We start from the raw sequence: 19783 nt of genomic DNA on the forward strand, positions 1-19783 counted from the left end.
AAACTATTTTTAAATTAGGAGAAGAAGATAATGACGATAGAACCCCAAACGGTTAATAAAATGTTACCAACCGCGTATGGGACAGTGTATCCAAGTACAGGGGCATTACTTTTCGCCTTTTCACAGATAGCTCCAATAGCAGCAGTTGTTGTTAACGCTCCTGCAGTAGCACCAAGTGTAATGGGTGCCTTGAACTTAAAGACGTATTTCCCTAATAAAATTCCTGCCAATGTTGGAATGATAGTTACAATGACACCAGCTAAAAAGAAACTAATTCCAGATGTTTTTAATCCAGAAACAAAACCAGGTCCAGCATTAATTCCAACGACAGCAACGAATGCTGCTAGCCCTACATTACTTAAGAACCAGGCAGTACTTGAGGGAATACGACCAATGGTTGGACGACGTGAGTGAAGTAGTCCAAAGATTAATCCCATAATCAGTGCCCCACCACTTGTTGATAAACTGATTCCTACTTTTCCAATCATTAAAGCTGGAATCCCGATTAATCCACCAAGTAGAATCCCAAGGCCTACAAAAATCATATCTGTCTCATCAGAATTACGCGCTGGACGACCTAATTGATAAGCCAGTACTTCAACTTCATCTACCGGTCCAGTTAAGGTAAGAACATCATGATTTTGGACGATTGTATCATTTTGGTAAGGTACTTCTTCACCAGTACTTTGAAGTTTAGAAATAAATACTCCTCGAGTAAGTGTATGATGACGAATTTCTTTAATTGATTTACCAATAACCTTATCACTTTTAACGTAAACAGCTAGTGATTCTGTTGGGAAGTTAATTAAGTGATAATCTGAGATTTCTTGTCCAATATCTAATAAGTTAATTTTTTCAACATCTCGTTCTTTAAAGGCGAAAGCGACATGATCATTTTTTTGAATGACCTCATCACCGGCTGGCTTGAACACTTTATTTTCGCGTTTAATTCGAACAAGGAATAAACGAATACTATCTCGTGCCAGTTTTTTTTCAATAGTTGAAACTGATTGTCCAACATATTTGTCACTAATAATATATGCACGATAGTCTAAGTCACCCGCCCGTGAATTTTCTAAGCTATTTTCAAGTTTATCTTTTGAGATATTGTCAAGCTTTTTACTTTCTTCTTCAAGATCAACACCAAGTATTTTTGGTCCAACAGTGGCTAAAATAAAAGCACAACCAATCGTTCCAAAGATATATGTTACGGCATAACCTACGGGCACAAAATCCATCATTGATTTTTTATCACTAGCAGCTATACTTAAGTTTGATATAGCATCTTGTGCAACACCAATAACTGCTGATTGAGTTAAAGCGCCTGCAGCTAAACCAGAGGCCTGACCAGCGTTGTATCCGAGAATTTTTCCGACTATAATCGTAGAAATTAAACCAATGACACAGACGATAACAGAAAAAATTACTTGAGGAATTCCTTCTTTTTTTAATCCTTTAAAAAATTGAGGTCCGGCATTATACCCTAATGCAAATAAGAAAAGAAGGAAAAACACAGACTTAACAGTGTCGTCAATCGTAATATTTAATTGTCCAATAATAACACCTGTAATAAGTACACCAGTGACGGATCCGACTTTAAATGATCCGATTTGAATTTTTCCAACTGCATATCCAATGGCCAATGTTAAAAATAAGGCAAGCTCTGGATGTGATTGGAGAGCATGTACGAACCATGTCATAATAATTACCTCATTTTTTAAAATTTTTTAGCATCACTTACTTATTTTAAACATTTGTTTTTATCCTATACTTTTTAAAAGTGCACTTTATCTTGCTTAGATAAGAATATGAATAGTAAAAGGATATAAACTACTAAAGATAAAAAAAGAAATGAGGTGGAGATTTGGAAGGTTACTATTTAATGCCGCATCCTCCAATAATTGTTCCCAATATAGGTAAAGGAGAAGAATTAAAGTTATATCAAACAAGTTTAGCTTGTTATGATATTGCACAAGAAATTGCAACTAAAGAACCTGAGACAATTATCATTGTAACTCCGCATGGACCGATGTTTTCAGATGCTATTTCCATTTCCGATGGAGAGGATATTAGTGGTGATTTTAGACGATTTCAATGTTTTGATATAAAGGTGGATGTAAAGCTTGATATGGAATTTAATGAGGTTTTACTTAAACTATCCCAAGATGAACAAGTTCCTGTTGTCTCTGTTGATCGAGAATTATTACGAGCCTATGGACGTCCCTTTGAACTGGATCATGGAACATTGGTTCCTTTATATTTTGTGAATAAATATTATCAAAATTATAAATTAGTTCATATTACTTATGCTCCTTTAAGTGATCGAATGCTTTATAAATTTGGGATGCTTCTTCAACAAGTAGCTCAAAACCTTAATCGTAAATCGATACTGATTGCAAGTGGAGATTTATCTCATAAGTTAAGTACAAGTGGACCTTATGCTTATTCTCCGTACGGAGAACAATTTGATCGTCAGTTTTTAGCTAAGCTTTCATCCTCTCAACCATTAGATATTTTTGAGTTAGATTGTGAAATGATTGAAGAGGCTGCAGAGTGCGGTTTAAGATCGACGAAAATATTAATGGGAGCACTAGATGGAAAAGAGATAAAAGGAGAAGTGCTCGCTTATCAAAGTCCATTTGGTGTCGGCTATGGAGTGGTTAAATTTAACGAAGTCGGTGTTGGAACCAAAGCACTAAAATATATTGGACGGAGGGAGCAAGGTATGACAGAAGTGTTACCGAAAGGAAGTAATCCGTATGTCCGATTAGCTAGAAAATGTTTAGAGGATTATTTCACACAAACTAAGACAATGATTGCGAAGGAAGAATTACCAGAAATTATGGTGGCTCATCGTCACGGCGTCTTTGTCTCCTTAAAGAAAGACGGACAATTACGTGGATGCATTGGAACCATCTTTCCAACAACGGATTGTGTTGCATCAGAAATTATTAGAAATGCGATTGCAGCAGCTACGGAAGATCCGCGATTTATTCCTGTTCGATTTGAAGAATTAAAACAGATTCAAATCTCCGTAGATGTCCTTATGACACCAACATCAGCAAGTATTGAGGAACTCGACCCAAAACGTTATGGTGTGATTGTAAGTAAAGGCATGCGTAAAGGGGTACTTTTACCTAATTTAGAAGGAGTCGAATCGGTAGATGATCAATTAGCGATTGTTTGTCAAAAAGCTGGCATTAATCCCGATGGAGATTTTGATATTGAAAAATTTGAAGTGATTCGTTATAAAGAAGGTGAGCGATAGTGGATTATCCCGTTCCGTTTTTTGAACGAAAACAAGATCGTATTCAATGTTTAATATGTCCACATAAATGTCTGATTTCAGAAGGAAAAACAGGAATATGCCGAGTTCGAACTGTACAAAATAATCAGCTAATGGTTATCAACTATGGCGAAGTTACCTCAGCAGCAGTTGATCCCATTGAGAAAAAGCCACTGTATCACTTTAAACCAGGAAAAAATATTTTATCACTTGGGAGTTTTGGTTGTAATATGACTTGTAGTTTTTGTCAGAACTATGAGATTTCTCAACATCGTCCTAAAACAGACACACTATCGATTGATGAATTAAGCGAGGTCTTAGCTTCGGTTGAGAATAATGCAGGAATAGCTTACACGTATAATGAGCCGCTAATGTGGTATGAATACGTTTATGATACGGCAAAAGAGTTAAAGCGTCGTAATCCTGACACGAGTGTTGTTATTGTCACAAATGGTTACATTAATAAAGAACCTTTAATGAAATTATTACCCTATGTTGATGCAATGAATATTGATTTAAAGGGGTACTCAAATCGTTACTATCAAAAGATTTGCGGCGCTCAACTAGATCCAGTTCTAGAGACGATTAGACGTGCTAATGACTATATTCATATTGAAATTACCACGTTATTAGTCACAGATGAATTTGATGCTTTAGAAGAAGTAGAACAAATTGCCCAGTTTTTAGCGTCCATTAATCCAGATATCCCGCTACATTTAAGTCGTTATTTCCCCCGTTATAAAATGAAAAATGAAGCTACAAATGTTGATATCATGGCTCAAGCTGTGGCGGTTGCTAAGAAATATCTAAATTATGTCTATATCGGCAACGTTGCGGGTGCTGATACGAACACTTATTGTCCGAATTGTCATGAACGTTTAATTGAACGACATCAATATGAGACACGTTGTTTAATTCATGAGTCAAAATGCCCAACTTGTCACATACCAATTCCCATTAAGCTATGATGTTAAAAGCAATGCATGAAATTTGACTTTAATTAAGAGTCCATGTACAATATCTCCTGTTGAAAAAGAGGAGATGAATGATAATGAAAAAAATATCAAATACGGCATTTGTTTATACAATTGTTGCATTAGTAGCGGGTGTGGTGTATCGAGAGTATACGAAAGTTGTTGGTTTCTCAGGTAAAACGAATTTATCGTTATTACACACTCATTTATTTACTTTAGGTATGTTATTTTTTTTAGTTGTGTTAGCATTAGAAGCAACATTAAAGTTAAGTGAACAAAAAATCTTTAATGGATTCTTTATGACTTATAATGTTGGTTTAATTTTAACATCACTAATGATGGCAGTTCGTGGATTTTTACAAATTCAAGGTGCTGAACTTTCTAAAGCAGTTGATGCCTCAGTTTCAGGAGTATCTGGTGTCGGTCATATTTTACTAGGAGTAGGACTTATCCTATTCTTTATGAATCTTAGACGTACGATTGCAACAAAATAATCAAAAGACGTATTGAGTGATGAGGCTCAATACGTCTTTTTTAGATTGAAATCATAGATTTTGATGGGGGAGTTGTCGATTGCTCTTTTGTTAAAAGGAGATGAACAATCAATGAGATAATTCCACTAATAATTAAAAAGGCATAAAAACTAATTCCACGACATAACAACATTGCTGGGACGATAAGGTTACTTGCAAAGAATAGTTTGAAAGCACTCATAAATGCATTTTCTGAAGCACCAACTGCCCCAGGAAGTGGGATGGATGAAACAGCTAATGAGACTAATGACTGAAGCGAGATGATTTGTAATAAAGTAAAGTCGTTAAGATGGAATGCTTTATAAACAAAATAGGGCACTAGATAAGTAGAAGTTAATTGAATGGTTGTTGTACAAACGACACGCAGTAATAAAAGAGGTCGTGTTTTAAGGTAATCTGCTCCTATCGTATACTCTTTTACTAGTGATTCTAGTTTAGATTGTGTCGCGGTTACATCTTTTATGATTCGAATAGCGCCTAACCATTTAGTAACTAAGTAGATTAATTGATAGATAAATTTTTTTGAAAACATCGCTAATAAAATACCAATCGTTAATAAAAGGTTAATTGTTACACTAAACATTAAGAAGTATTGAATTCCATGAAGATTAGTCATAATAAATTCATGGTTCAGAAGGAACATAATTCCAGCGTATGCCATCATGACCATTTGATAGACAACGGTAATAATTAATAAATTTAAGGAAGAATAAGAAAGATTGATGTTAGCTTTGTTCATATAAAACATTTGAGCGGGTTGCCCACCAGAGGAAGAGGGAGTAATTGAACTAAAATAGAAACCGATAAATGCAAATCCTAGACATTTTATGTAGGAAATCTTTTGTCCGAGGGCACGCATAATTGAGAATGTATTCATGGCTTCACACCCAACGAAGATAAACATCATACAAAGGCCTAATATAATATAGAATAAATTAACATCTTTTAATGTTTGAAGTAACGTAGGTAAAGATTGATCTTTAAAAATAAAATAGCTTGTAATTATGATTAGAGAAATCATAAATAAAAGGCTTACTGATGATTTTAGCTTATTATTCATTACTGGCTCCTTTCTAGAGAAATGAATTTCAATCCTTTTATTTTTAATTGTGGGATGGCTAGTTCTAAGGCACCGATTGTATTTAAAGGGGCCCCGTAATCAGCGCCGCAATCATGACTAGAATCATGTAAACAGATTATTGAATTTGAATGACACTGTTTAATCAATCGTTCTTTTAAGAGAGATTTAGATTGATTTTTCCAGTCTTGAATCATGACATTCCAAAGACAAAGTTTTAATTGATGTTTTTTCATGAAGTGATAAGTAAATAAATTCATATGTCCCCAGGGTGGACGATAAAGGTGACACGTTACATTTAATTGATTCATAATGTCGAGGCTTTGTTGAAAGTCTTTTTTTGTATAGAAATAACTATGTAAACATGCATTTTTATGTTCGAGTGAATGAAGACCGATTTCATGTCCTTCATCCATCATACGTTTGATGAGATGAGGATATTTTTTAGCGTTCTTTGCAACAACAAAAAAGATAGCTTTTATATCGTGTTTGTTTAGGAGATCGAGAAGCTTCTCAGTATAGATTTCATCAGGTCCATCATCAAAGGTGAGAAGTATTCCTTGTTGTTGAGTATCGGTGATTGCATTTGAATTAAAGTGTTTATGGTAATAGGTTGGTAAAATTGAGTGGATGATAAACACACTTAGTGGTAATAATAAAAAAATCATTAGTGTTAGGCTCCCAACTGACAGTTTTGATAAGACAGGATAATGGTATCAAGTGTCGCATGATTGAGCTGCTGCTTAAGTGACTTCATATTTTGTCTCATTTCGTAGAGGTTCGTTTCATCATTTAAAATTTGAGAGAGATAGTGAATATTTATCAGTTGCTGTTTTGATATAATTCGACCGAGTCGATGGTAATTAATGAATTGAGCATTTTTCATTTCTTGTTGTAAAAAAGGTTCGATAATTAACATCGGTAGTTCGGAATGAATCGCTTCAAATATAGTGATTCCCCCTGGTTTAGAGATGATTAAATCAGCTTGTTGCATGTAGTTATAGACTTGATTAGTAAAACCAATGACATCGATGTTTTCATATTTTCCATGTAATTTCTGAAAAAGTTTTTTATTCCCTCCTGTAATCAGCGTTGTTTTTATATTTTTTAAGTTATTTAACTCTTTATAGAACTTTTTTGATTTTGGTAATAAACCTAGACCACCACCCATGATTAAAAGGTGTTTATTTTCTTGATGTAACTGAGGTAATACATGATGGGATTTAAAGGCTAATTTGACTGGAATTCCAATTACATGAAGTTTATTTCGAGGAATTCCTTTTTCGATTAATTCTGACTGAAGAGAAGGACTTCCTACTAAGTAACAGTCTGTTTGATCATTAATCCATTCTGAATGACTACTAATATCTGTAATACAAGTAATCAGTGGAATTTGACAACTAGATTTAGTTTTATAATGAGAAACTAACTGAGAACAATAAGGAATGGTTGAAATAATCACTGTTGGTTTTGTAATTAAAAGTAATTGTTGTAGTGATTTATAGAAGTAATCGCCTAATATAGGTTTTGAAGTTTCGTTGCCATTTTCTGTATAGTTATAAAATATATTATAGCATATAGATGCTCGATTGATAAGGAGACTAAAGCTTCGGTAAATGAGTTTTGAGATATGTGGCAGTGTATAGTCGAATATATCGACAATCGTAACATCTGAATTTTCAATGGTAGATTTAAGTTGTTCCTCTATTGAATAGGATGCTGAGTAATGCCCCATTCCAAATTTCCCTGTTAAAATTAGAACTTTCATATTATTTCCTCCTGTTTCCTATAGGTTTATTATAGAAATTAAATCTTTAGATTTGTTCTATAAAAATCTTAAGATTTTTTAAAGATTCTCTGAATAATACGTTAAGAAAATAATGGTATTTTAACTAACAAGGGAGTGTAAGTTTAAACAATAACTGTTTTCTTACCCTGAATAATGAATATATTTGGATTAGGAGTATAACCGTGTCGATTAGGATAAATTAACATAATGTAGTAACAGCTAGAGTTTAGGAAAAATTATGGATCAGAAAAGGGGATTTAGATGATGAATCAAGTAGAAAATTATTTTGAACGAGTGGCAAATGATATTAAAGAAAAAGCGCCATTATATTTGAAGATGAGTCATCAAATTCATGAAAAACCTGAATTAGGCAATGAGGAACAATTTGCGTGTCAATTACTGACTAATTTATTAAAAGAGGAAGGATTTGAGGTTGAGATTGATATTGCTACCCATCCAACAGGTTTTATTGCGCGTAAGAAAAGTCAGAAGGAAGGACCCTCAATTGGAATACTCGTTGAATATGATGCATTAAGAGGCTTAGGGCATGCGTGTGGTCATAATATTATTGCTATGATGAGTATAGGTGCGTCTTTAGCTATTTCTTCAGTCCTTGATGAGTTAGGTGGAAAGGTAGTTGTTTACGGAACACCTGCTGAAGAGGGAGGACCACACGGGAATGCAAAGGAGAGTTATGTACAAGAGCATCTATTTGATGAAGTTGATGTCTGTATGATGATTCATCCGTTTCATACAACAGCCCCTACTCAACCAACCCTTGCGATTGTTAAACCTGAATTTGAGTTTTTTGGTCGTCCTTCTCACGCGGGAGCAGCACCTGAAAAAGGGATTAATGCCTTAGATGCTATGCTTCTATTTTATAGTGGGATTAATGCCATGCGGCAGCAAATGCCACCAAGGGTTTTAATTCATGGAATTATTACAAATGGTGGTGAGGCGCCAAATATTATACCTGCATATACGAAAGCTAGCTTTTATATTCGAGCTCCTAAATCTGATTTATGTGATATTTATAAAGAAAAAATTTTAAAAATTGGTCAAGGTGCTGCATTAGCAACAGGATGTAGGTTTAAATATGATGATTCACTTAACCGAGTGAGGGAAATGTTCATTATCCCAAGTTTCGAAAATCTTTTTATTGAGGAAGCCAATCGATTAGGGTTAGAGGTTAAAACGAAAGATTGTAAAAGCATTGGTTCAACCGATGCAGGAAATGTGAGCCAGGTGGTTCCAACGATTCATCCAACGATTAAAATTTGTAATGATTCTATTACGATTCATACGGAGGAATTTAAACAGGCAGCTAAATCAGAAGCAGGTGATCAAGCTATTATTGATGGCGCAATCATTTTAGCGCGTATTGCAGTTCGCTTATTGACGGATGATGATTGTTTGAAAATGATTAAAGAAGAATTCCAAAAAATAAAAGAAGCTCATTTATCTGAAGTAATTGAAGAGAGGGGTTAAAGAAGCCCTCTTTTTATATGTTCTTCAACTAAGAGATACATAAAGGGGCAAAAATATACATTAATGTATAATTTTTTAATGAACGGAAGAATATTTGAAGCGTACGAATAAATATAATGATTAATATAAAAGGAGGGGAATAGATGAGTTACATTGTGGATAGTTTAGTTGAACTAATCGGGAATACACCTTTATTGCGTTTAAACAAATATAGTCAGCAAGTAGGAGCAAAGGCAGAGTTAATTGCTAAGCTAGAGTATTTTAATCCAGCGGGAAGTGTAAAAGATCGAATTGCTTGTGCCATGATTAAAGCAGCTGAAAGCCAAGGGGTTTTAACGAAAGAATCGATGATTGTTGAACCGACGAGTGGAAATACGGGGATTGGCTTAGCCTTTGTTGCGGCAGCTAAAGGTTATCAATTAACGTTAGTGATGCCAGACACGATGAGTATCGAGCGTCGAAAGTTATTAAAAGCTCTTGGTGCCAACCTTGTTTTAACAGAAGGGGCGAAAGGGATGAAAGGTGCCATTGCTAAAGCTGAGGAACTTTGTCAAGAAATTCCGGGGGCGATAATGCTTCAGCAATTTGAGAACCCGGCTAATCCAGCTATTCATCGTTTGACGACAGCTGTTGAAATATGGAATGATACAGATGGATTAGTGGATATCTTTGTTGCTGGCGTTGGGACAGGTGGAACAATCACAGGAGTAGGAGAAGTATTAAAGGAATATAACCAAAATGTGAAAGTAGTTGCAGTTGAACCAGCAACTTCACCCGTTTTATCAAAAGGGGTAGCCGGCCCTCATAAAATTCAAGGAATTGGTGCTGGATTTGTTCCGAATGTTTTAAATTGCAATATTATTGATGAGATTATCTCTGTATCAAATGAAGATGCCTTTCAAACATCACGTCTATTAGCGGATGCAGAAGGTTTATTAGTGGGCATTTCTTCTGGAGCAGCGGTCTATGCTGCAACTGAGTTAGCTAAACGTGAAGAAAATGTAGGGAAACGAATTGTTGTGATTTGTCCAGATACAGGTGAACGCTATTTATCAACTGGATTATACAATGAAGACTAATGAAAAGGTGAGCATTTTAGCTCACCTTTAGTATTTTTATAAAATATTAATTAGTCGACGATTGATGACCATTGATTCTTTTTTTGGAAGAACAATGGTAAGTGTATCATTAGTTAAGTTGGCTGTAATTTTATCGGCATCAACGTCGTATAGACTGAAGCTTTGTGAAAAAGAACTACTTTGGTAAGCTTGTCCTGTTTCTTCATTTGCTTGAACAACTTGTTTTACTGTTAGGATTAAATTTTGATTTTCAACAGCTAACTGGATATTTTCCCGTTTTAAATTTGGAAGTGTCAACGTGAAAATATATTCTGTTCCTTGATCATTAAAGGTTGTATTATTCATTGGTGTAAAAGCAGATTGAAAAGTGTTTAACATCATCGTTTCCATATGATTAAAAATATCAAAAAAATTAACGGGTGCTAATGATTCATTTTTTCCGCCAAAGGGTGTTAAATTTGACATCCTATCTCCTCCTTATCTGAGATAAAAGTTATACAACATATCATATGCGATTGTCATATTTGAGTGTCTATTTTGGAGAGATTGCATGAATGAAATGGGTATGATAAACTGATAATGAGAGGTGTGATACAATGAATATAATTGAAATTGCGAAACTGGCAGGAGTATCAAAGTCAACCGTCTCTAGATATTTAAATGATGGATATGTCAGCGAGGAAGCTAGCGAGAAAATAAAAGAAGTAATTGAACAAACGGGGTTTGTTCCAAGACGACAAGCTCAGGCTATGCGTTCACAAAAAACAAATTTAATTGGTATTATTGTTCCAAAAATTAGTACAGAAACAGCTGCTCGTGTCATTGAAGGAATTACTAATGAATTAAGTAACGCTGGGTATGAAGTACTAATCGGAAATACAAGTCAATCGATTGAAAAAGAATTCGATTACTTAAAAGTCTTTAAAAACCAAGTAGACGGAATTATTTTTATGGCTACTGAAATTACACCTAAACATTATGAGTTATTTGAGCAGTTACATATTCCGATTGTTGTTGTTGCTCAAAAAGTAAAGGATTATCCATGTATTGTTCATGATGATTATCATGCATCTAAAGATGCCATTAACTATTTAATTGATAAAGGTCATCGTTCAATAGGATTTATTGGCGTTGGTGAATATGATGTTGCGGTTGGAATTGAGCGTAAAAAAGGGTATTTAGATGCTTTAGAAGAACAGAAAATTGAAGCTCAATCAGAGTATATTCAAATTGGGGATTTTAGTCATGAAAGTGGATTTAACTTGACTAAGCATTTAATGTCGTTACCAAAACCACCAAGTGCAATTTTTGCCGTGACTGATAACTTAGCTATTGGATGTATGGAATATTTAAAAGAAAATGGATATAAGATCCCTGACGATGTTGCAGTCATGGGGCTAGGTGATATAAAAATCGCTGCTTATATGACACCAGGGCTTACAACTGTTCATTATCATTTTCAGACGATGGGAGCTAAAAGTGCTAATCTTTTAATGCAGTTAATTCAATCAGGAAAAGAAAGCTCTAAAAATTATGAAAGCAATTTTATTTTTAATTATAGACTTATAGAACGTGATAGTGTATAATAATCTTCGTGATGAAGGTTATTATTTTTTTGAACCTGATGGGAACGTTCCCGCAAAAATCTCATTAAGTAACCATAAAAACCAATTATAAATACAGTCCAAAAAGAAAGCGTTAATTTATTTTTTTAGGACTTTGTGGGAACGTTCCCTCAAAGAAACTCAAAGTAGTAAACATTGAAGTGAGAAAAATGGAAAACAATAATGGCGTTTAGAAGAAATAATAAGTCGTCAGCTCAATGAAACAATGTATCATCTTCAACTATATATTAGTCATCCTAAAATGATTAGTATATTTACTTGTAGACAGGATACTTAGGAGGAGTAAAAAGTTATGACAAACCCAAATTATGCCGAAGTCGCTAAGGTTATTCTTGAAGCAATCGGTGGAAAAGATAATGTTGCTAGTGCTGCGCATTGTGCGACACGCTTACGTTTAGTTTTAAACGATGAGTCAAAAGTAAATAAAGCAGAAATTGAAAAAATGGATATTGTTAAAGGTGTATTTTCAACAGCGGGACAGTTCCAAATTATTATTGGACAAGGAACAGTTAATCGCGTGTATGCTGAATTAGCAGCACTTGCTGGAATTCAAGAGATGAGTACAGCAGATGTTAAAGATGCAGCAATGGAAAAATTAAATCCATTCCAACGCTTCTGTCGTATGCTATCAAACATCTTTGTACCAATTATTCCTGCAATCGTTGCGGCAGGTTTATTAATGGGGATTTTAGGGGTCGTTGATAAAGTTGGTTTAGGACACTTAACTGATACTTGGTGGTTCATGTTATTAGATATGTTCTCATCTGCGGCATTTAATTTCTTACCAATCTTAATCGCAATTTCAGCCGCAAAGCAATTCAAATGTAATCCTTACTTAGCAGCCACAATTGGTGGAATTATGATTCACCCTGCATTACAAAATGCTTGGACATCAGGAACTGGTTATGAAACAGTTAATGTATTAGGAATCATTGATATGCCTTTACTTGGATATCAAGGAACGGTATTACCAATTTTAATCGTTATCTTTGTAATGTCATATATTGAAAAATATACACGTAAATATATGCCTAAAATGTTAGATATTTTATTAACGCCATTAATCACTGTATTAGTGACAGGATTCTTAGCGTTAGTTGTTATTGGACCAATTGCTAATACAGTAGGTTCAGCAATTTCAACATTCTTTACATATGCCTTAAATAACTTCGGTATCTTCGCGGGATTATTATTAGGTGGATCTTATTCATCAATCGTAATCACTGGTATTCATCATAGTTTCCATGCTGTTGAGTTAGAGTTAATTGGAAATACTGGATTTAACTCATTATTACCAATTTGGTCAATGGCAAACGTAGCACAAGGTGGGGCAGCATTCGCTGTTTACTTCTTAGCTAAAAATAAAAAAACAAAAGCAATTGCTTTACCATCTGCCATTAGTTGTTTATTTGGTGTAACTGAAGCAGCAATTTTTGGGGTAAACATGAAGTATGGTCGTCCATTCATCGGAGCTGCAATTGGTGGGGCTTTAGGTGGAGCTTACATTGTATTCTCTAAAGTTGTATTTACAGCTGTTGGAGTAACTGGACTTCCGGCCTTAGCAATTTCTGCACCTGGAACAACATTAAACTATTTAATTGCAATGGGAATTGCAGTTGTAGGAGCTTTCATTGCGACATGGATTCTTGGGATTAAAGAAGACTAATTAAATAAATTCATAGATGGAAAATGGATAATGGGGGACTCTCCGTTATTCATTTTTCTGTATTATAGCAAAAAGGAGAACGGTATCATGAAAAAAGTTATTTCAATTGGAGAAGCATTAATCGATTTCATTCCACAACAAAAAGGAGTAGCACTTAAAGATGTAGAAGGATTTTTACGTGTGCCAGGTGGAGCTCCATTAAACGTTGCAGCAGCTGTCGCTAAATTAGGTGGAAAAGCACAAATGTTAACAAAATTAGGGATGGATGGATTCGGAGATGCAATCTTAGAAGAAGTTAAGCCATTAGGTGTAGATGTTTCACGTGTAGGACGTACAAATCAAGCTAATACAGCATTAGCATTCGTTTCTTTAAAAGAAGATGGAGAGCGTGATTTCTCATTCTATCGTAATCCAAGTGCCGATATGTTATTAAGTGAAGATGAAATTCATGAAGAAGATTTTGAAAATGGATCAATCTTACACTTCTGTTCTGTTAGCTTGATTGATGCACCAATTAAACAAGCTCATAAAAAAGCTATTGAGTATGCAACAAAATATAACGGAATCATCAGCTTTGATCCTAACGTTCGTTTACCATTATGGGAGTCACCAGAAGCTTGCCGTCAAGCTATTTTAGAATTTTTACCTTTATCAAATATTGTTAAAATTAGTGATGAAGAATTAGAATTCATTACTGGAATTAAAGATGAGCAAGAAGCATTAAAATCATTATTCGTTGGAAATGTAGAAGTTGTTATTTATACAAAAGGGACAAATGGATCAGACTTCATCACAAAAGAACGAAAAGTGACTGTTCCATCGTTTACAGTAAAAGCTGAAGATACAACAGGAGCAGGAGATTCATATATCGGTTCGTTCTTATATCAAGTTGCTCAAACAGTTAATACGTTAGAAGAGTTAGTTCAATTAGATGAAGTAAAAGTGACTGAAATCATGACATTTAGCGCAGCAACTGCAGCATTAACTGTTTCTAAAAAAGGTGCCATTGCAGCATTACCTACAAAAGAAGCAGTGATTGAAATGATGAATCGATAATTTTTAGGAGGATGTGAGGATGATGACAAAACAACAGTTTATTAACCAAATTGCTGCAGAAAAAGCGAATCAGTTACCCATAGTTAATGGGGATGAGTGGCGTAATAAATTTCATCTCATGGCACCTATTGGTTGGATTAATGATCCAAACGGATTATGTTATTTTAAAGGATTATATCATGTGTTTTATCAATATTCACCCCTAGATGCGAAAGGTGGATTAAAGTTCTGGGGACATTATACATCACCAGATATGGTAAACTGGACAGAGCATGAAGTAGCCTTATTCCCAGACATCGCTTCAGATGTAGATGGGGTTTATTCAGGATCTGCTTTAGTTCATAATGATGAAATGTATTTATTCTATACTGGAAATGTTAAACATAAAGGTGATCATGATTACATTTTAACGGGACGAGAGCAAAATGTAATTATGGTTAAATCGACAGATGGGTTTAATTTCTCTGAAAAACAAATTTTATTAACTAATGAAGATTATCCTAAAAATATGGGATTACATGTTCGTGATCCAAAGGTTTGGGAAGAAGATGGAATCTTCTACATGGTATTAGGTGCTCGTTCAGTAGATGATAAAGGATATGTCTTACTATATAAATCAACTAACTTAACTGATTGGGAATTAGTTAGTGTTCCAGCTGGTGGATTAGATGACATGGGGTATATGTGGGAATGTCCAGATACGTTCAAGTTAGATGGAAAAGACATCTTCATGTTCTCTCCACAAGGAATGGATGCTAAAGGATTAAAGTATCATAATGTTTATCAAAGTGGATATGCTGTTGGATCATTTGATGAAAATAAACAAATATTGTCATTAGGTGCTTTTGATGAATTAGATCGTGGCTTTGACTTTTATGCACCACAAACATTTAAAAATCATGATGGACGTATCATTATGTATGGATGGGCTGGTGTACCTGATGCCGTTGAACACATCAATCCAACTATTGAAAAAGGATGGCAACATTGTTTAACGTTACCACGTGAATTAATTTTAAAAGGTGAAAAATTATATCAAGTGCCAGTAGAAGAGTTAAAAGTACTGCGTAAACATGAAACAATCATTAAAGAGATTAATTTAGCTCAATCACAAGTATTCGAATTATTTGAAAATAATACATACGAATTAAACCTAGACTTCACAAATGTAACTACCTTTGAATTAGATTTCCGTGAAGATTGTCAATTAACATTTAAAGATGGAATTTTTACATTATCATTAGGTGAAAGTGGATACGGACGTGATTACCGTCGTGTTGAGATTAAAGCTATCTCAAATGTACGTATCTATTCTGATAACTCAATCTTAGAGGTTTATTTAAATGAAGGGGCTGAAGTTTTCACTTCACGTATTTATAATAAAAGATTAGATAAAACATTAACTTTATCAGGAACAGGTGACGTTACGTTAACTAAATGGTCATTGTAGTGTTAATGAAGGGGTAATCATTTTAGGTTATCCCTTTTTTGATGAAAGATATGGCGTTATAATTGTTGAAAAGATATAGGATTGAGAAGAAAAGCGATAAATAAAAACACAGCATGGCTGTGTTTTTGTTATTTTGTTTTGCGTAATTCTTCCTTTAATTGACGCTTTGGTAAGTTGCGACGTAGTTTACGTTCAATCATATTAAATTCGAGATTATCTTTTGGTGCGACAAACATACATGTGTATCCATCTTCACCTGCACGACCTGTACGCCCAATACGATGAATATAAATCTCAGGTGTTTCTGGAACATCATAGTTATAAATATGAGTCACACCACTAATATCAAGTCCACGTGAAGCAACATCTGTTGCAATTAAGTATTGTAAATCTGCATCACGGAAGGATTTTAAGATACGTTCACGCTTATTTTGTGCAATATCACTATGAATGACTTGAACGTTAAATCCACGTTTTTTCATTTTAGCAAATAATTCATCGGCGCGACGCTTAGTACGAGCAAAGATAATGGCTAAGAATGGATTATCTTCTTCAAGAACTTGGCAAAGTGTATCTGCCTTCCAACGATCCGTTGTTTCAATTACTTCTTGACGAATCGTATCAATCGTCACCTTCTTAGGTTCAATCGTTACCATTGTTGGTGAGTAAGTATAGTGGTAAGCAAGTTTTTTAACATTTGGTGCCATCGTTGCAGAGAAACATAAGGTTTGGCGGTTACGTGGCGTCGCTCTTAAAATTTGATCAACTTCATTTCTAAATCCCATTAATAACATTTGATCTGCTTCATCAATGACGACTGTTTTAACTTTATTTAAATCTATTGTTCCACGTTCAATATGGTCAATTAATCGTCCAGGAGTTGCAATGATTAAATGAATAGTACCTTTTAATTTATTTAGCTGAGAACCGATATTGCGTCCTCCGTAAGCTGCTAACACATTAATAGCTTTTCCTTTAGCTAATTGATTAGCTTCTTCTGTAATTTGTAAAGCTAACTCTCGAGTAGGCGTGATAATTAATGCTTGAGTTGCACAGACATCAGGTGAAATATTTTCAAATAATGGTAATAAGAAAGCTAATGTTTTTCCGGTTCCTGTTTGAGCCTGAGCAATTACATCTTTATAGTCTTTAATTAATGGAATACACTCTTCTTGAATTGAAGTAGGAGTTGTAATTCCTGATTTTTTTAAAACTTGAACCAATGGTTCACTAATCCCTAAATCTTTAAAATTCATAATGACATACCTTTCGTTCTTGTATTCAATTAATCATACCATAGTCTATGCAAAAATACATGAGTAATTAATTTATAGTGATTTATAATTGATATACTGTGTTTACAATTAAGATTGAAGTGACGTAATCCGTTGATTATAGTAATAAAATACTTGGTGATAAAAAGTAAAGGGGGAATTCTTTAGCAAAAGGAAACTAATAAAATATTATTGTTAATAATGCTTTGCAGAAAAAAAGAACATATAGTGTATTTTTGTATTAAAAACTATATGAAAAGTCGATACATTTAATCTGTTATATGTTAGAATTTAACTGACATAGGTAAAAACTGGGAAGGTGATGGAGGCTGAAACTGAATAACGTAAGTCCAAAAGTTAAATGTTTATACGATAAATTTTTTGAAACTGAATCAGATATAGAGAAGGTATTAACATTTGTTGCTGAACAGAGAAGGTGCAATGAAGTCTCTACAAGTGAGATTAAGCAATTAATTTCAATAATGAGAAGTCAGCAATTTAATCTTATTGCGGCTAAGTTGCTTAATATGTTAGGATATTTATTGCTTAATCAAGGGGAGACACAGGCGGCTATTGATTTGTGGGATGAGGCTATATCAATTTTTGAAAAAAATGAAGATGAAGCTGGGATAGTCCAAAGTTACAGTGGTTTAATGTGTGGTTATTTTAACCTTGGCCTATATGATGAGAGTATTGATTTTGGAGTGAAGGGACTAAGACTGGCACAGGAATCAGGGGATGATCAATTATTACTATTAACGTTAGGAAATATTGCATTTAATTATTATGCATTAGAAAAATATGAGGAAGCAAAAGAAGCAGTAAAATTGATAAGATGTTTAAAAGAACCAGTCGTGGAGGGGAATAAAGTATCTTTAGATCAGTTAGAAGCTGGCATTTGTTTAGTCGATAATAATCTTGAGGAAGCTAAGTATTTGATTGATCGTGCTTATGAACGAGTACTTAACCTTAATCATCCGGCATTATTGTCAGAAACTTTACGTATGAGAGGAAAAGTTTATTATCAACTTGGTGATGATAAAGTATATGAGGAAAGCTTTGAAGAATCAATTCGTCTAGCACAGGAAGGAAATTTTTTAGAATACCTGGCACAAACGTATTATGAGTGGGGGAAAATCGAGTTAGCGAAGGATAATAAATTAAGAGGAGAGCTATTTCTGTTAGAAGCTAATCATTACGTTAAGCGTCTTGGAAGTCCATTACTATCTGTTAATATATGTAGGGTTTTAATTGAATTTTATAAATCATTAAATATTTTTGAACTTGCCTTGCATTATTATGAAAAATGTTCGGAAGTAGAAAGAAAGGCTCACCTAAAGCGTTCTGAGCTTTGGGAGAAGCGAATTAATCGAGAGAAATATATTAGTGAAGCAAAGATTTTTAAGTCACTCTATGATGAATTAGAAACTATTTCTCATATCGGTCGTTCGTTTACAGAAACATTAAGTTTGGAAAAATTAATCATTCATGTTCATGAACAACTTTCTAAAATGATGGATACGACTGTATTAGCTATTACAGAGGTTAACGAAGAGAAAAATTGCTTAGACTATTTAATATATTTAGAATCAGGTAATCGATTGAACTCTGGATATGTTAGCTTAGACGATGAGAATAGTTTAGGCGTTTATTGTATTAAACAAAAGGAAAATTTAATTATTAATAATTTAGATGAAGAATATGAACTATATCAGTTAAAAAAGGATGAAACGATTTCATTTCAAAAAGGTATTAAATCCATACTTTGTTGTCCTTTAATCATTCGTAATGAAGTTAAAGGGTATATTACTGTTCAATCTTATGAAATTAACTCATACACTCAACGCGATTTAACTAAGTTAAGTGTTTTAGCTTCTTATATTATTATTGCTTTAGAAAATGCTAAGTTATATCGTCAAACAGCTTATTTGGCTCGCTATGATGGATTAACAAGTTTATATAATCGAGTAGAGGCACTAAAAAAAGGAGAAAAATTATATCGGCTAGCTAAACATAAAAATCCAATGAGTGTTATCATGATTGATATTGATCATTTTAAACTTATTAATGATACATATGGTCATCAAATAGGTGATCAAGTTATTCAACTATTTAGTAATTTATTGAAGACCAAGCGTAATCGTGATACGGTAATTGGGAGATATGGAGGAGAAGAGTTTATCATCTTTTTAAATCATCGGAATATTGATCAAGCTTGTGAATTTGCAGAACAATTAAGAGAAGAATTGAAGGAGCTTAGTTTTAGATTTAATCAATTAGGAATAAAAGAAGTGACAGCAAGTTTAGGCGTTCACGAGTATCGATTTAATGAAGATTTGTTAGACAATGGAATTTATGCAGCGGATCAAGCAATGTATCATTCAAAAACCAATGGACGTGATCAAGTGACAAGCTACAGGAGATTAAAATTAGAAAAATTAGCTCCCTCAAAAGTAAGTGAAAATTAAAGAATTAAAAAACCTGA

16 protein-coding genes are annotated in these 19783 nt (G+C 34.0%); 10 read left to right on the forward strand and 6 right to left on the reverse strand.

The window, feature by feature from the left end; translation table 11 throughout:
* Nucleotides 1–14: 14 nt before the first annotated feature.
* On the reverse strand, nt 15–1700 hold the full coding sequence (gene aspT, locus J0J69_RS12555; RefSeq protein WP_055305509.1) for an aspartate-alanine antiporter: 1686 nt from the start codon (nt 1698–1700) through the stop codon (nt 15–17).
* Nucleotides 1701–1864: 164 nt separating this feature from the next.
* Between aspT and amrA the strand changes: the two genes are divergently transcribed.
* The 3 genes from amrA (at nt 1865) to J0J69_RS12570 (ending at nt 4754) form a co-directional block, all read left to right on the forward strand.
* Nucleotides 1865–3268, forward strand: coding sequence for an AmmeMemoRadiSam system protein A (amrA, locus tag J0J69_RS12560; protein ID WP_237252339.1), 1404 nt, complete (start codon nt 1865–1867; stop codon nt 3266–3268).
* Nucleotides 3268–4254 (forward strand): AmmeMemoRadiSam system radical SAM enzyme, encoded by a 987-nt coding sequence (amrS, locus tag J0J69_RS12565; RefSeq protein ID WP_212724857.1) that lies wholly within the window; start codon nt 3268–3270, stop codon nt 4252–4254. Before amrA ends, amrS begins: the two co-directional genes overlap by 1 nt.
* Nucleotides 4255–4337: 83 nt before the next feature.
* On the forward strand, nt 4338–4754 hold the full coding sequence (locus J0J69_RS12570) for a DUF2871 domain-containing protein (RefSeq protein WP_237252341.1): 417 nt from the start codon (nt 4338–4340) through the stop codon (nt 4752–4754).
* A gap of 40 nt (nt 4755–4794) precedes the next feature.
* On the opposite strand, the gene J0J69_RS12575 is transcribed toward J0J69_RS12570, so the two are convergent.
* The 3 genes from J0J69_RS12575 to J0J69_RS12585 are packed head-to-tail and all read right to left on the reverse strand — an operon-like array spanning nt 4795 to nt 7639.
* Nucleotides 4795–5853 (reverse strand): lysylphosphatidylglycerol synthase transmembrane domain-containing protein, encoded by a 1059-nt coding sequence (locus tag J0J69_RS12575; RefSeq protein ID WP_212725477.1) that lies wholly within the window; start codon nt 5851–5853, stop codon nt 4795–4797.
* Nucleotides 5853–6539 (reverse strand): polysaccharide deacetylase family protein, encoded by a 687-nt coding sequence (locus J0J69_RS12580; protein WP_212725478.1) that lies wholly within the window; start codon nt 6537–6539, stop codon nt 5853–5855. The genes J0J69_RS12575 and J0J69_RS12580 overlap by 1 nt, the downstream gene beginning before the upstream one ends.
* 5 nt (nt 6540–6544) lie before the next feature.
* Nucleotides 6545–7639, reverse strand: a complete 1095-nt coding sequence (locus J0J69_RS12585; RefSeq protein ID WP_212725479.1) for an MGDG synthase family glycosyltransferase — start codon at nt 7637–7639, stop codon at nt 6545–6547.
* 285 nt (nt 7640–7924) lie between these two features.
* Here J0J69_RS12585 and J0J69_RS12590 point away from each other — a divergent pair, with 285 nt between their 5' ends.
* Nucleotides 7925–9148 (forward strand): M20 family metallopeptidase, encoded by a 1224-nt coding sequence (locus J0J69_RS12590; RefSeq protein WP_237252344.1) that lies wholly within the window; start codon nt 7925–7927, stop codon nt 9146–9148.
* Between the two features lie 143 nt (nt 9149–9291).
* On the forward strand, nt 9292–10227 hold the full coding sequence (cysK, locus tag J0J69_RS12595; RefSeq protein WP_055243430.1) for a cysteine synthase A: 936 nt from the start codon (nt 9292–9294) through the stop codon (nt 10225–10227).
* A gap of 36 nt (nt 10228–10263) precedes the next feature.
* On the opposite strand, the gene J0J69_RS12600 is transcribed toward cysK, so the two are convergent.
* Nucleotides 10264–10692 carry an Hsp20/alpha crystallin family protein gene (locus J0J69_RS12600; RefSeq protein WP_055243431.1) on the reverse strand — a complete coding sequence of 143 codons (429 nt, stop codon included), beginning with the start codon at nt 10690–10692 and terminating at the stop codon, nt 10264–10266.
* Nucleotides 10693–10823: 131 nt separating this feature from the next.
* Here J0J69_RS12600 and J0J69_RS12605 point away from each other — a divergent pair, with 131 nt between their 5' ends.
* From J0J69_RS12605 to J0J69_RS12620, 4 genes are all read left to right on the forward strand, one after another.
* On the forward strand, nt 10824–11813 hold the full coding sequence (locus J0J69_RS12605; protein ID WP_055243432.1) for a LacI family DNA-binding transcriptional regulator: 990 nt from the start codon (nt 10824–10826) through the stop codon (nt 11811–11813).
* Nucleotides 11814–12144: 331 nt separating this feature from the next.
* On the forward strand, nt 12145–13518 hold the full coding sequence (locus J0J69_RS12610; protein ID WP_212725480.1) for a sucrose-specific PTS transporter subunit IIBC: 1374 nt from the start codon (nt 12145–12147) through the stop codon (nt 13516–13518).
* A gap of 87 nt (nt 13519–13605) precedes the next feature.
* On the forward strand, nt 13606–14574 hold the full coding sequence (locus J0J69_RS12615) for a carbohydrate kinase family protein (protein ID WP_068759465.1): 969 nt from the start codon (nt 13606–13608) through the stop codon (nt 14572–14574).
* A 19-nt stretch (nt 14575–14593) separates the two neighbouring features.
* Nucleotides 14594–16024, forward strand: coding sequence for a glycoside hydrolase family 32 protein (locus J0J69_RS12620; RefSeq protein ID WP_212725481.1), 1431 nt, complete (start codon nt 14594–14596; stop codon nt 16022–16024).
* Between the two features lie 128 nt (nt 16025–16152).
* Here the strand turns inward: J0J69_RS12620 and J0J69_RS12625 are convergent, their stop codons facing one another.
* Nucleotides 16153–17280 (reverse strand): DEAD/DEAH box helicase, encoded by a 1128-nt coding sequence (locus J0J69_RS12625; protein ID WP_055275677.1) that lies wholly within the window; start codon nt 17278–17280, stop codon nt 16153–16155.
* A 545-nt stretch (nt 17281–17825) separates the two neighbouring features.
* Between J0J69_RS12625 and J0J69_RS12630 the strand changes: the two genes are divergently transcribed.
* The gene (locus J0J69_RS12630; protein ID WP_212725482.1) at nt 17826–19766 is read left to right on the forward strand and encodes a sensor domain-containing diguanylate cyclase; all 1941 of its coding nucleotides are present in this window, start codon (nt 17826–17828) and stop codon (nt 19764–19766) included.
* The last annotated feature ends 17 nt before the right edge of the window (nt 19767–19783 follow it).

It is taken from the genome of Turicibacter bilis (genome assembly GCF_024499055.1).
Lineage (GTDB): Bacteria > Bacillota_I > Bacilli_A > MOL361 > Turicibacteraceae > Turicibacter > Turicibacter bilis.

Coding starts and splice junctions, on each gene's coding strand:
- J0J69_RS12610 (WP_212725480.1), top strand. CDS start 12,145: ATGACAAACCCAAATTATGCCGAAGTCGCTAAGGTTATTCTTGAAGCA.
- J0J69_RS12580 (WP_212725478.1), bottom strand. CDS start 6,539: ATGATTTTTTTATTATTACCACTAAGTGTGTTTATCATCCACTCAATT.
- J0J69_RS12630 (WP_212725482.1), top strand. CDS start 17,826: ATGTTAGGATATTTATTGCTTAATCAAGGGGAGACACAGGCGGCTATT.
- J0J69_RS12600 (WP_055243431.1), bottom strand. CDS start 10,692: ATGTCAAATTTAACACCCTTTGGCGGAAAAAATGAATCATTAGCACCC.
- J0J69_RS12620 (WP_212725481.1), top strand. CDS start 14,594: ATGATGACAAAACAACAGTTTATTAACCAAATTGCTGCAGAAAAAGCG.
- J0J69_RS12615 (WP_068759465.1), top strand. CDS start 13,606: ATGAAAAAAGTTATTTCAATTGGAGAAGCATTAATCGATTTCATTCCA.
- J0J69_RS12605 (WP_055243432.1), top strand. CDS start 10,824: ATGAATATAATTGAAATTGCGAAACTGGCAGGAGTATCAAAGTCAACC.
- J0J69_RS12575 (WP_212725477.1), bottom strand. CDS start 5,853: ATGAATAATAAGCTAAAATCATCAGTAAGCCTTTTATTTATGATTTCT.
- cysK (WP_055243430.1), top strand. CDS start 9,292: ATGAGTTACATTGTGGATAGTTTAGTTGAACTAATCGGGAATACACCT.
- J0J69_RS12570 (WP_237252341.1), top strand. CDS start 4,338: ATGAAAAAAATATCAAATACGGCATTTGTTTATACAATTGTTGCATTA.
- J0J69_RS12590 (WP_237252344.1), top strand. CDS start 7,925: ATGAATCAAGTAGAAAATTATTTTGAACGAGTGGCAAATGATATTAAA.
- J0J69_RS12625 (WP_055275677.1), bottom strand. CDS start 17,280: ATGAATTTTAAAGATTTAGGGATTAGTGAACCATTGGTTCAAGTTTTA.
- J0J69_RS12585 (WP_212725479.1), bottom strand. CDS start 7,639: ATGAAAGTTCTAATTTTAACAGGGAAATTTGGAATGGGGCATTACTCA.
- aspT (WP_055305509.1), bottom strand. CDS start 1,700: ATGACATGGTTCGTACATGCTCTCCAATCACATCCAGAGCTTGCCTTA.